General features: G+C 42.8%; 10 protein-coding genes. 5 read left to right on the top strand and 5 right to left on the bottom strand.

What is annotated here, in order from left to right:
* Window positions 1-124: 124 nt before the first annotated feature.
* Entirely contained in the window at window positions 125-511 is a 387-nt protein-coding gene (locus tag AC1DXF_RS25410; protein WP_477451507.1) for a hypothetical protein, read from the top strand.
* A gap of 6 nt (window positions 512-517) precedes the next feature.
* On the opposite strand, the gene AC1DXF_RS25405 is transcribed toward AC1DXF_RS25410, so the two are convergent.
* The 5 genes from AC1DXF_RS25405 to kbl are packed head-to-tail and all read right to left on the bottom strand — an operon-like array spanning window position 518 to window position 3935.
* On the bottom strand, window positions 518-1099 hold the full coding sequence (locus AC1DXF_RS25405; RefSeq protein ID WP_090652075.1) for a TetR/AcrR family transcriptional regulator: 582 nt from the start codon (window positions 1097-1099) through the stop codon (window positions 518-520).
* A 3-nt stretch (window positions 1100-1102) separates the two neighbouring features.
* Window positions 1103-1516, bottom strand: coding sequence for a Rieske (2Fe-2S) protein (locus AC1DXF_RS25400; protein ID WP_477451506.1), 414 nt, complete (start codon window positions 1514-1516; stop codon window positions 1103-1105).
* A complete protein-coding gene (gene pheS / locus AC1DXF_RS25395; protein WP_477451505.1) occupies window positions 1513-2547 on the bottom strand; it encodes a phenylalanine--tRNA ligase subunit alpha in 1035 nt (344 codons plus the stop codon). The genes AC1DXF_RS25400 and pheS overlap by 4 nt, the downstream gene beginning before the upstream one ends.
* Window positions 2547-2711, bottom strand: coding sequence for a hypothetical protein (locus AC1DXF_RS25390; protein WP_477451504.1), 165 nt, complete (start codon window positions 2709-2711; stop codon window positions 2547-2549). Before AC1DXF_RS25390 ends, pheS begins: the two co-directional genes overlap by 1 nt.
* Window positions 2712-2744: 33 nt before the next feature.
* Window positions 2745-3935: a glycine C-acetyltransferase gene (gene kbl / locus AC1DXF_RS25385; RefSeq protein WP_477451503.1), complete on the bottom strand. Its 1191-nt coding sequence runs from the start codon at window positions 3933-3935 to the stop codon at window positions 2745-2747.
* 132 nt (window positions 3936-4067) lie between these two features.
* Between kbl and AC1DXF_RS25380 the strand changes: the two genes are divergently transcribed.
* The 4 genes from AC1DXF_RS25380 to AC1DXF_RS25365 all read left to right on the top strand — a co-directional run bounded on the left by AC1DXF_RS25380 (window position 4068) and on the right by AC1DXF_RS25365 (window position 13960).
* Window positions 4068-6548, top strand: coding sequence for a DUF5686 family protein (locus AC1DXF_RS25380; RefSeq protein WP_477451502.1), 2481 nt, complete (start codon window positions 4068-4070; stop codon window positions 6546-6548).
* A 165-nt stretch (window positions 6549-6713) separates the two neighbouring features.
* A complete protein-coding gene (gene trhO / locus AC1DXF_RS25375) occupies window positions 6714-7676 on the top strand; it encodes an oxygen-dependent tRNA uridine(34) hydroxylase TrhO (RefSeq protein ID WP_477451501.1) in 963 nt (320 codons plus the stop codon).
* A gap of 103 nt (window positions 7677-7779) precedes the next feature.
* Entirely contained in the window at window positions 7780-10674 is a 2895-nt protein-coding gene (locus AC1DXF_RS25370) for a ligand-binding sensor domain-containing protein (RefSeq protein ID WP_477451500.1), read from the top strand.
* A 259-nt stretch (window positions 10675-10933) separates the two neighbouring features.
* Window positions 10934-13960 (top strand): SusC/RagA family TonB-linked outer membrane protein, encoded by a 3027-nt coding sequence (locus AC1DXF_RS25365; RefSeq protein WP_477451499.1) that lies wholly within the window; start codon window positions 10934-10936, stop codon window positions 13958-13960.
* The last annotated feature ends 1 nt before the right edge of the window (window position 13961 follow it).

The raw sequence follows: 13961 nt of genomic DNA, 5'->3' as shown, positions 1-13961 counted from the left end.
AAAGTGTAAAAAGAGAGACCTTTCACTTGGCCTTTGTTTCTGAAAACAAATTAAAGAAAAGAACTTTGCATTTCAAAGTATATTATAAAAAATACTTTTATTATTATTTAAGTACCTTTAAAGGATGACCACCCAGGAACAAATATATAATTGGCTAATAACCGGCCTCCAGCAATCCCCGGTAAAATTCACTGAAGTATTTTATTATGATAAACGCGACAAGCAATTCTTTTCGATTTTAATGACAGACTACTTTTTGTTTGATCAAAATGGAGAAATAGCCCAAGACGTATCGTCCACCTATTCAAAAACCACGTTGCTGTTACTTACAGACAGGATCCGCAGGATCAACATTGATCCCCAGATAATAGCAATACCCCGACTTGGCGACACCAACGATCATTATTTACAGCAAGCGGATAGTTTTTTAAATTTAAATGCAATCAATGTTGATGAATCAACCATCTGGGATGTTGAAGAAAGCGGATCGATGACGATAAATTTGAAATAGGCCAACCTACACAGTAATAGCCGCCTTTACCAAATAAGGTAATATCTCTTTTTGAAACGAAACAAAGTTTTTACGCACATCCGAATCGCTTACCGAGGTAAACGCAAAGCTGAATACAATGCTTTTGCTGCATTTGATCAGGAAGCGTAAGCGTTGATGATAAGTTTCATGCTTGCGGATACCGGGCAGCTGGATAAATGATGCCATCAGCATTTCTTCTAGCTCGTTACTCAGGTTTTTTAAAAAATCCTGGGAGTTGGTTGATTCGCGGATAAAATCCCAGCCAATAAATTCGTTGCAAACAGTATATGACAGGCGGCAGGTTTTCATGATAAGGTTATTGAGGTGGGCCTCTTCGTCCATATCGGGGGTGTTACTCTGCACCAGGTCATCAACACTGGCTTTAATATAATCCATCAGCAAAATATGCAATACGGCCTCTTTACTATCAAAGTATTTGTAGATAGTGGCTTTTGCTATCCTCGCTTTTTTGGCTATTTCGTTAACACTGGTTTTATGGTAACCGAATTTGCGGAATAAGTCCTGCGCGGCCCGCTTTATGCTGTCTTTAATTTTATCGGCTTCCATGTATCAATTGGATACAAATATCTGAAAATTATAGACACTCACACTATATACCCTTAATGATTTGGTAGCCGGCGCTTTTACCGGCGTACCATCGGTCAATGAAAACTTTGAGCCACTGCAGGGGTCGGTTACCGAGAAGCCGGAAGCATCAAGCGTAACCGCGCATTTTTTTTCGGGCTGATAGCTGCTGCAACGGTCATAAGCTACGTATTGGCCAGATCCGGTGCGGTAAATAATTAACCCCGCAACACCATAACCACTTATAAAAACCACACCGCCACCACTGGTAAGCGGAGCCAGGCGCGGATCATTTATGGGTGCCGAAAAGTTTACCGGTACACTGGGTATATTGTCTGTTGCTTTGCCACATGAAAAACAGCACAAGCCGATGAGCGCTATCGCCAGCAGTTTTCTCATAGCATCTCTGTAGTGAACTGTTTCAGAAAGCGCACATCGTTTTCTGAAAATAACCGCAGGTCGCGGATAACATATTTGAGGTTGGCAATTCGTTCCATACCCATACCAAACGCAAAACCGGTAAATTTCTTGCTATCAATACCGCAGTTTTCCAAAACGTTAGGGTCGACCATACCGCAGCCTAAAATCTCGACCCAGCCACTGTATTTACACATATTACAGCCTGATCCTTTACATATGGTACAAGATATATCCATCTCGGCAGACGGCTCGGTAAACGGGAAGTACGATGGCCGGAACCTTACCTGGGTACCCTCGCCATAAAGCTCCTGGACAAAGTGATACAGCGTTTGCTTTAAATCGGCAAAGGATACGTTTTCATCAACATATAAACCCTCTACCTGGTGAAAAAAGCAATGGGCACGGGCAGATATTGCCTCATTACGGTAAACACGGCCCGGCATAATCGCACGGAAAGGCGGCTTGCCATGCTCCATCATCCTCACCTGTACCGATGAGGTATGCGTGCGTAAAGCAATATCATCTTTACCATTGTTCTTTTTAATAAAGAAGGTGTCCTGCATATCGCGCGCTGGGTGTTCTTCGGGAAAGTTTAACGCCGAAAAGTTATGCCAGTCGTCTTCAATCTCCGGGCCTTCGGCAACTACGAAACCAAGGCGTTTAAAAATGTCAATGATCTCATTACGTACTAACGACAATGGATGACGTGACCCAACTGTAAAGCCATCGCCAGGCAAAGTAAGATCAAGTTGCGAGTTGTGAGTTGTGAGTCGTGAGTCTTGACTTTCCTTTAGCTCATTGTATCTGGCTTCAGCCATTTTTTTGAACTCGTTTAGTACTTTACCAAAAGTGCGTTTTTCTTCGGGGCCAACGGTTTTAAATTCCTCAAAAAGATCTTTGATAATTCCCTTGGTACCTAAAAATTTTATGCGGAACGCCTCCAGTTCATCGGCCTTGGCAGAAGCAAAGGCTTTGATTTCGGCGGCGTATTGGTCTATTTTATTTTGCATTATAGTGTATTTATTAAACTTTCTTCTTCAGCTTGTATTTTAGCTATCAGTAAATTAAAATACTCTTCGCCTAATTTCTTTAGAGTTATATTTCTTCTCTTGGCCTCTGCTTTAAGTTTGGCATGAGTTTCTTTACTAATAGTAATCATTATTTTTTCTGTCATCGCCGATTTTTAGAAGAATACAAATTACCGAAATTATTTAATCACTCCCAATTCCTTACCCACTTTGGTAAACGCCGCAATAGCCTTATCCAAATGGTGCATATCATGCGCGGCCGAGATTTGCACCCGGATACGTGCCTTGCCTTGCGGAACTACCGGGTAATAAAAGCCTATCACATAAATGCCCTCTTCCAGCATTCTGGCGGCAAATTCCTGGGCCAGTTTAGCTTCGTAAAGCATAACAGGAACTATGGGGTGAACGCCTGGTTTAATATCAAACCCTGCTTCGGTCATTTTTTGGCGGAAGTATTGCGTGTTGGTTTCCAGCTTATCACGCAGTTGGGTAGTTTCGCTCAACATATTCAAAACTGCTATAGAAGCACCAGTTATTGCAGGTGCCAATGTGTTTGAAAACAGGTATGGGCGCGAGCGTTGACGCAACATATCAATAATCTCTTTACGGCCAGATGTAAAACCGCCGGATGCACCACCCAAAGCTTTGCCTAATGTGCCGGTAATTATATCAATCTTACCCATTACATTGTGGTGCTCATGGGTACCACGGCCGGTTTTGCCCATAAAACCGCTGCAATGGCTCTCATCAATCATTACCAAAGCGTTATATTGTTCGGCTAAGGCACAAATTTTATCAAGCTGCGCAATGGTACCATCCATGCTGAATGCGCCATCAGTTACAATAATGCGATGACGGCAGCTTTCGGTGGCTTTCAGCTTTTCTTCCAGGTCGGCCATGTCATCATGTTTATAACGCTGACGCTGGGCCTTGCAAAGGCGAACGCCATCGATAATAGAAGCATGGTTCAATTCATCGGATATTATAGCATCCTGCTCATTAAACAATGGCTCAAAAACACCGCCGTTGGCGTCAAACGCCGCGGCATACAAGATGGTATCTTCGGTGCCTAAAAATTCGGCTATCTTTTTTTCAAGTTCTTTATGAATATCCTGTGTGCCGCAAATAAACCGCACAGATGATAACCCATAACCATGTGTATCCATTGCATCCTTAGCCGCCTGGATAACTTTAGCGTTACCGGATAAACCAAGATAATTGTTGGCACAAAAGTTTATTACTTCCTGCCCACCCTGTACAGTAATATCCGCCCCCTGCGGCGATGTAATAATCCGTTCCTTTTTATATAAGCCTGCATTTTCAATAGCTTCCAATTCCTGCTGTAAAACCGGTTGTAATGTATTGTACATAGTAGTTGATGGTTAAAGGCTGCAAAATTAAGCAATAACAGGCATTTGGCAGGACAACTGCGCTTATTAATTATTTATTAAGTGTCAAATCAAACATTTAGGCGGTTGATAGTATTTAATTACTGATAGACCATGAAAAGAACCTTACTATTGATTTTTACCGTTTTATGTGCCGTTGCCGCTTCGGCGCAGCAATATGTTTTGTCGGGCAAAATCACCAATTCTAAAAGCGAAGTAATTCCTTTTACATCGGTGTATATCCGCAACTCTACCTATGGCACCACAGCCAACGAAAACGGATTATATGAGTTTAAGCTTGCTCCCGGCAATTATAATTTAACTTACCGTTTCGTTGGGTTTAACGAAAAGACGATTAGCGTTACCATAGCCGATCACGGCGAAACCCTAAATGTACAATTAGACGATGAGGTTTTTGGTACCGAACGGGTAGCTGCCATATACCGCAAAAATCACGATGCTGCCGATACCATCATGAAACAGGTTATCAAAAAACGAAAGTATTACCTGGATGAAGCTACTTCATATTCCTGCGCGGTTTACATTAAAGGGGTTCAAAAACTATTGAGCGCGCCAAAATCATTATTATCAAAAGAGGTTATCCGCACGCTCGATCTTGATTCGATGGGCCGCGGTATTCTTTATCAGCAGGAATCACTATCCAACTATAACTTTCAATCGCCCGATAAAATCAGGGAAGTTACCATTGCCAACAGAATATCAGGTATAAACACCGCTTTCAGCTACAATAAAGCATCTGATTTACAAGTAAACTTTTATAAAAACGTATTCAGCATCAATGGCTTAAGCACCCGTGGCTTTGTATCGCCACTGGCATCCAACGCTTTAACCTTTTACAGGTATAAGTTACTTGGTGTATCTAACGAAAATGGCCGGGTGATAAATAAAATCCAGGTTATTCCGCGTCGTGCCCACGGCCAGTATTTCCAGGGCGATATTTATATCGTAGATGGCGACTGGCGATTGTACAGTGCCGATTTGTACCTGACTAAAGACGTAAATAGTCTTAACCTGGTAGATACCTTAAAAATTACCCAGCAATATGTAGCTATAACCGATAGTGTTTGGATGCCATCGGCTGTACAATATAATTTTAAAGGGCAGGTGTTTGGTTTTAAGTTTGGCGGCTATTATGAGGCGATATACAACAACTATAAAATTAACCCCTCTTTTCCGGATCACTTCTTTACCGGCGAAGTGCTAAAGGTGGATACCGTTGCAAATGCTAAAAATGCCGAATACTGGGCAACAGTACGGCCTGTTCCGTTAACACCAAGGGAAGCGCGGGATTACCAGAAAAAAGATAGCATAGCCGGTTATAAGCAAACCAAACAATACCTGGATACATTGCAACACACCAAAAACCATATTAACTACCCTGGTTATTTGATATTTGGATACTACGCAAGCAGCCGCAATAATAAAGACTCGCTGTGGGTATACCCGTTTATACAAACATTTTATTACAATACCGTTGAAGGCTTTGGCATAAACGCCAAGGTTAGGTATACCAAAAAATTCGACGATTTCCATTCATTTAGTATAACGCCCGCCCTGCGCTATGGCTTTTCAAACAAAGTTTTTAGCGCCAACATTTATGCCGACTATAAAAATGACCCGTTCCATAACGCTAAATTCTTTACCAGCTTTGGCAGCGATGTGCTTGACCTGAATAACGTAGGGACACGGTCGCTCTACTTCAATACCTTAAGCACCTTGCTGAGCGAGAATAACTATGTAAAATATTACCGCACCCATTACGGTTTGTTTGGCTACCAACGAGAAGTGACCAATGGCGTATTACTATCGGGCAGTTTATCATACGCCAGCCGCAGCCAGCTTTACAATACATCGTACTCACATATAAAAGATGTTAAAAACAGGGATTTTACATCAAATAATCCTTTGGCCCCACCGGGTACGCCCGCAGATGATCATTCCTTTTTATTTCCAGAAAACCAGGCTTTAACCTTTGCGACTTCGGCCACTTTCACGTTTGATCAGGAGTATGTAACCAGGCCAACCGGTAAGTTTAACCTGCCATCAAAATATCCTACTTTAACGTTAAACTACCGCAAGGGTATAAATAATTTATTAGGCTCCAATGTTAATTATGATTTTACATCTGTTGATGTATCGCAGTATAAGATACGCGTAGGGCTCACAGGCTTTTCATCTTTTAAATTAACTGCAGGTGGTTTCTTTAATGATAAAACCCTGTATTACATGGATTACAACCACTTTTTAGGTAACCAGGGAACTACCTTCGATCCTACTTATGTAGGTAGCTTTCACTTTTTGCCTTTTTATACCTACAGTACCAACGGCGCTTTCCTTGAAGCCCACTTCCAGCACAATTTTGCCGGTTCAATTTTCGATAAGATCCCCTTGCTCAGGAAAGCCAAGCTGGAAGAGATCATCGGCGCCAACTACCTTACTACCAAAGCCAATCGCGATTACACTGAATTTTATTTTGGCGTACAGCGGCTCATTTTCAGGGTTGATTATGGTATATCCTACATGGGCAACAAAAAATACATCCAGGGTTTCAGGATCTTTTATGGGATAAGATAAGTTGGTGAGTGGTTGATTGAGTTGATTAAGAGAGTGGTTAAAAATTATTTATAACTCACCAATCAGCCTATTCCAACTCAATCAACCACTCACCCAATCAACTATTCACCAAAAACCTTATCTTTGCACCTCATTTAACACTGTTTACAGCAGTATCAATGGATTATGGCAATATATAATACACTACTGTACTATTGTTATTCAACAATAGCCGATGCGGAGCAATTTGCTGCCGATCATTTAAAATTTTGCAAAAGCCTGGGGTTAACCGGCCGTATTATTGTGGCCGAGGAAGGGCTTAATGGCACCGTATCGGGCACCGCCGAAGCTTGTAAAACCTATATGGATACTCTACATGCCGATGAGCGTTTTGCTGGTATCGATTTTAAGGTTGATGAAGTTACCGAGCCGTCATTTGTAAAAATGCATTGCCGCTACAAAGCCGAAATTGTTTACTCGGGCCTGCGCGATCCTAACGTCATCAACCCGCAGCAAAAAACGGGCAAGCACCTGGAGCCAAAAGAATTTATGGCAATGAAAGATCGTGATGACGTGGTTGTTTTGGATGTACGGTCAAATTACGAACATTCGTTAGGCAAATTCAAAAACGCGGTGACGCTTGATATCGAAAATTTCAGGGATTTCCCGGCCATGATTAACGAACTGGCCAAATACAAAGATAAAAAGATCCTGACTTATTGCACCGGCGGCATCAAATGCGAAAAAGCGTCGGCCCTGTTACTGCATGAAGGTTTTCCTGAAGTATACCAGCTGCACGGCGGCATTATTAAATATGGCAAAGAAGCCGGCGGCCAGGATTTTGAGGGTAAATGTTATGTATTTGACAACCGCCTTTCTGTTGATGTAAACAGTGTAAACCCGGTGGTAATATCAACCTGCCGTAACTGTGGCAAAACCACCCCAAAAATGATTAACTGCGCCAACCCCGAGTGCAACGAGCATTTTACCCAGTGCGACGAGTGCGGCACCAAAATGGAAGGCTGCTGCAGCGAAGCCTGTCAAAGCCATCCACGCAAAAGGGTTTATGACGGTACAGGCTATTATGTAAAAGTACCGCAGCCGGTAAATACCAATAAAAGAAATAATCTGCAACTGGCAGATCAATAATAAAAAGCCTACCCCAACCGGTAGGCTTTTTTATTTCTGCAACTCAACCCTTAATTTCGTAAAATTGGTTTGTTTTGCATACCGATGCCATTTTTAATAACCCATGCGTAAATCGTTACTGATTGTTTTCCTGTTGTTTTGTACTACTCCTCTGCATGTACATGCGGTGGATATCAAAAGCATAGGTGTTCCTTATGTACAAAATTACACCAAAGCCATGTACCAGTCGGGTAACCAAAACTGGAGCGTTACGCGCGATGAGCATGGCATTATGTACTTTGGCAATGCCGAAGGCCTGCTTGCTTTTGATGGAAAATACTGGCAGCAGCACCACATGCCCAACGGCCTGATTGTTCGTTCGGTATCGGCCGATGGTAAAGGCAAAATTTATGTGGGCGCCTATGGCGAATTTGGCTACTGGGCCGACGACAATAAAGGGGTGTTAAAATACAATTCGCTGGTAAGCCTTGTTCCGGCAAAGTATAAACCCATAAATGAAGAGATCTGGAAAATCTATATAGATGGAGAGCGCGTCATTTTCCAATCGTTTGGGTCGATATACATTTATTCCAAAGGGACAATTGATGTAATAAAAACGCCAAATCCTTACCTGTTTATGTTTAAGGCGGGTAAACGCTTTTTTATCGAACAGGTATCTGTTGGGCTGTTCGAGCTTAGGAATAAAAAGCTGACTTATGTACCCGGCAGCAATATATTAGGACCGAGCGGCGTGCTGTCTATTCTGCCCTTCCAAAACAACAAATACATCATTGGCACAGCCCAAAATGGTTTGTTTATTTATGATGGGCAAACCATAAAACCCTGGGCAAACCAGGCCAACGACTTTTTAAAAACTTACCAGCTTAACAACGGCGCACTGATAGCCGGCAAATATGTGGCTTATGGCACCATACTAAATGGCATAGTGGTTATTGATACCGCCGGCAACCTCATTCAACACATTAACAAAGCAAGCGGCCTGCAAAACAATACCGTTTTAAGTTTATATACCGATACTGAGCAAAACCTGTGGGCAGGTTTAGATAACGGCATCGACCGGATTGAGGTAAACTCTCCGCTATACTTTTACTTTGACAAAACGGGCAGGTTTGGCACAGTTTACTCAAGTATTATTTTTGATAATAAGATTTACCTTGGCACCAACCAGGGCCTTTTTTATAGCGATTGGATTCCCGAAAACAACAACAAACTTTTCCAGTCGTTTGATTTTAAACTCATCCCCGGCTCGCAGGGCCAGGTTTGGGAACTTACACTGCAGGATGGCCGGCTGCTTTGCGGCCATAATGATGGTACTTACCAGGTAAACGGCAGCACCATAACCAAAATATCCACTATTACCGGTGGCTGGACGACCAAAAAATTTGGAGCGGATAAACTTATCCAGGGGAACTATACGGGGCTGGTACTTTTTAAAAAAGATGTTGCCGGCAATTGGATGTTTGACCATAAGGTTGAAGGTTTTGGCGAACCCTCGCGCTTTGTAGAGCAGGACAGCAAGGGCCAAATCTGGATTAGCCATGCCTATAAGGGCATTTATAAGGTAACACTCAGCCCCGATTTGAAAAAGGTTACCTCCAAAATTTACTATGATAACAGGTATGGCTTACCCGGAAGTTATAACGTAAACGTATTTGACCTTGATAACCGGGTGGTGTTTACTTCCGATTCGGGCTTCTATGTTTATGACGATATTACCGACCGATTTTTTAAATATGCCCAGCTCAATAAAAAACTGGGCACCTTCGCCACATCAAGCAAAATTATTAAGGCCATTGGCAAAAAATATTGGTTTATAAACCAGGGGCGTGTAGCACTAGCCGATTTTTCGGTGCCGGGCAAGCTCAGTATCGACACCAACCGGTTTAGCGTCCTTAACGGGCAAATGGTGCAGCATTATGAAACTATTAACCGTATAAACAACTCTACCTACCTTATCAGTATTGATGATGGTTTTGTGATCCTCAATGATGAGGATGCCTTACTCCCCAACAAGATCAGCATCCCGCAAGTGCTCATTCGCCAGGTTGAGAATATTACCGATAAAGTTTATGCCATAAGCGAAGACGGCACCGGGATTAATGATATTGAAATACCTTATGCTCAAAACAACATTCGTATTTCCTATTCGCTGCCTTATTATAAACAAGCCAAAATAAAATTCCAGTATTACCTGGAAGGGTACTCGCGCCAATGGAGCGATTGGACGCAACAAAGCCAAAAGGAGTTTACCAACCTCGACCAGGGCGCCTACCATTTTAAGGTACGCGCTAAAATAAACGATCAAAATGTATCGTCAATTACTTCATTAACTTTCATTATTCTGCCGCCATGGTATGCCGGCAAACCGGCTATGCTGTTTTATGCCCTGTTGCTGGTACTGTTTTATTACCTGGTGAGGTACTATTACCGCCTGAAACTAAAACGCCACCAGTTACACCTTCACGATAAACTACAGCGGGAAAAGGAAGAGTTTTTAAAACAGGAGGCCATTGCGAACGAGCAGCATATCATCAGCATAAAAAATGAGCAACTGCAAGCCGACCTTGCCGGCAAAAGCCGCGAGCTGGCCAACTCGGCCATGAACCTGGTTTACAAAAACGAATTGCTGCAAAAAATCAGCGAAGAAATACTGCACCTTAAAGATAGTTCGGGCAAAAAACTGGCCGACGACCAGTTGCGGCGTATCCAAAAAGTTATAGACGAAGGCATGAATGATGAGCGCGACTGGAACATATTTGAAAAAAGTTTTAATGAAGCACATGAAAACTTTTTCAAAAAATTAAAATCAGACCACCCCGATCTGGTTCCAAACGACCTTAAACTTTGCGCTTATCTGCGCATGAACATGAGCAGTAAAGAGATGGCGTCGCTTTTAAATATCTCCCTACGCGGCGTGGAAATAAGGCGCTACCGCCTGCGTAAAAAGCTCAACCTGGAGCATGATAAAAACCTGGTGGAGTTTCTCATCGAGCTATAATACTACATCATTACCTCTCATAGGTACTTATAAAACCTATTAGCCACGCGAGTCAATTGTAGTATGTTGGCTATGCCCCCATCACCCGTATTATACTGAATATCAAATAAATAAAATAATACCACACAAACTTTGAGAAAGTATGTTGAGGTTGATGTATTAATGTAGAGTTAATTTTTTTGATTAAACTGTATTATCTGCACAGCTTTGTAAACTAATAAACCAATTATTTCTAATCCGTTTTTATTTATTAACCACTATGAAAAGAATTTTTACTATTTCAGGGTTGATGCTATTGTTCCTTTTTTCCATAGACGCCGCGTTTGCACAAAACGTTACAGTTAAAGGAAAAGTTACCGATGCCACCACCGGCGAAAGCCTGATAGGTGTATCGGTGCAGGTAAAGGGAACAACCACAGGCACCCAAACCGACGTTAATGGCACTTACACTATTAGCGCGGCCTCAACTGCTGCTTTAACATTCACTTATATAGGATATGCAACAGCAGCTGTCACCATAGGCACACAAACCACAATAGATGTTCGCTTACAGGCCAAAGCCAATGATTTACAACAAGTGGTTGTAATTGGTTACGGCACCCAGCGCAAATTGGATGTAACAGGTTCTGTTGCTACAGTTAAAGGATCAGAAATTGCCAAGCAGGCATCAACCAACGCGCTTAGCGGCCTGCAAGGTAAAGTCGCCGGTGTACAGGTTACAAACGGCGGCTCGCCTGGCGCTTCGCCATCCATCACTATCCGCGGTTTAGGTACTGTATATGGCAATGTAAGCCCGTTATTTGTTGTAGATGGAGTTTGGTACAGCGATATCAGCTTTTTAAATCCGCAGGATATTGAGAGCTTTAGCATACTTAAGGATGCATCAAGCACCTCAATTTTTGGTGTGCGTGCTGCCAACGGTGTAGTATTGATAAGTACCAAAAGAGGTGCAAAAGGCAAACCGGTTATTAACTATAATGGTTATGCAGGCTGGCAATCTGTTACCAACCAGGTAAAAATGGCCAACGCTACTGAATATGCCACGGCTATTAATGAGCTTTATACATCCAACAATATCACACCGCTTATCTTCAGCAATCCGGCAAGCTACGGAAAAGGTACAGACTGGTATGGCCAGGTATTACGCGATGCTTTTGTAACCAACCACGAAGTTTCTTTAAGCGGTGGTACAGACAAGTATACTTACAACTATTCATTTGGCTACCTTGACCAGGATGGTATTGCTAAAACCAACAATTATCAGCGTATTACCGTGCATTTGTCAAATGATTTTAAGCTTACCAAAGCCCTGAAAATAGGGTTTACAGCAAATGGTTTGGTTGGCAAATCAAAAGATGTTAACGGCGGTATTTTTCATCAGCTATTTGGGGCCGCGCCTACTTTGCCTGTTCGATACAGCGATGGTAACTATGGCGACCCTAACGACTACCATACCGGTGATGGCAACAACTATAACCCACAGGTTACGCTTGACTACTTCAATCAAAAATCGAAAAACCTACGCTTTACATACAACGTATTTGGTGAGGCAAATATCGTTAAAAACCTTAAATTCCGGACAAGTTTTGGCGGCGATATAGGGCAGGCCGAAGCGAGAGGGTACACCCCCATTTACCAGGCTACTTTTGCGCAAAAAAGTACGGTATCAAATCTTGATGTAAACCATACCGAAACCCGTAACTGGATTTGGGAAAATACATTGACCTATGATGTTAAAATAAAAGATCATAAGTTAACCGCGTTATTGGGTTATAGCGCTCAAAACAACCGCCAAAGGCAAATGGATGCACATGCTCAAAATGTGCCATATGCAAGCAGCGGTAACCTGCATACATCATTTCCTGATACTGCAGCGGTAACTTATTTCCCTACGCCAGGTTCACAGATACACAACCGCACGCTTTCGCAGTTTGCGCGTATCAATTACTCGTTTAAAGATAAGTACTTATTGAACGCATCAATTCGTCGTGATGGCGCTTCTCAGTTTTATGGCGATCATACCTACGGATATTATCCTTCGATAGGTGCCGGTTGGGTTATCACCAACGAAGAATTCATGAAAGACCAAAAGGTGTTCAGTAATTTAAAACTGCGCGGCAGCTGGGGCCGTAACGGTAACTCAGGTGTCCCAAGCAATCCGTCTCAACTGGTTGTTTCATCAGACCCATATTTAACCGCTTTGTTTGGTAATCCACAGGTGGCATATCCTGGCGCAAGTATCAATACACTGGTGCCGCCAACTATACGATGGGAAGTATCAGAATCAACTGATTTTGGTATCGAAGGTGGTTTCCTGGATAACAAACTATCATTTGAGGCCGACTATTACAACCGCAATACCCTGGATGCCATATTTGCCATACCAATTGCCGGTTCTTTAGGAACAAACAACAGCAGCCTTATTGGCAACCAGGCAACTATCCGCAACCGCGGTGTCGAAGTCATCCTGACCTGGAAAGACAAGGCTACCCAAGATTTCTCATACAGTGTAAGTGCCAACGTTGGCATCAATAACAATGTTGTAACAAAAGTACTAAGCGGTGCCAACCCTATTTATGATGGCGGTGCCGGCATAGCTAACGGCGCCCTGGCAACCCGTACCGTGGTAGGCCAGCCTATTGGCGAGTTTTACGGGTACAAGGTTACCGGCATTTTCCAGACAGCCGCCGAAGTAGCTGCATCAAAGCAAACCAGTGCGCAGCCAGGCGACTTTATTTACCAGGATACTAATAAAGACGGCATACTTGACAGCCGCGACCGTGTAGTATTAGGAAGCCCGCTGCCTAAATACAACTATGGTATTAACACCTCATTCACCTACAAAAGTTTCGACCTGGCTTTAGATTTCCAGGGCGTGGCCGATGTAAGTGTGTACAATGCCAACATTGCATACCGTTTTGGTAACGAAAACTTCACCAAAGATTTTTATGACCATCGCTGGCATGGGCCGGGTACTTCAAATACCTATCCATCGGTAAACGTGGGCTCAACGGCCAACGCTGCACCAAACTCTTTTTATGTTGAAAGCGGCGCATATTTCAGGATGAGAAACGCGCAGCTGGGCTATACGTTACCCTCTGTATTGTCAAAAAAATGGGGGCTTTCCAAAGTACGTCTGTATGCCAACGCGCAAAACGCGCTCAACTTCTTCGGCTATAAAGGCTTTACACCCGAAGTTGGCGGCGGCGTAGGCAACATGGGCATTGATGCCAGCGTATATCCTTTATATGCAACTTATAATTTTGGTGTTAACGTTACTTTTTAAT

It is taken from the genome of Mucilaginibacter sp. P2_A5 (genome assembly GCF_056404995.1).
Note: the sequence above shows the minus strand (reverse complement) of the source record. Positions and strands in the feature narration are given on the sequence as shown.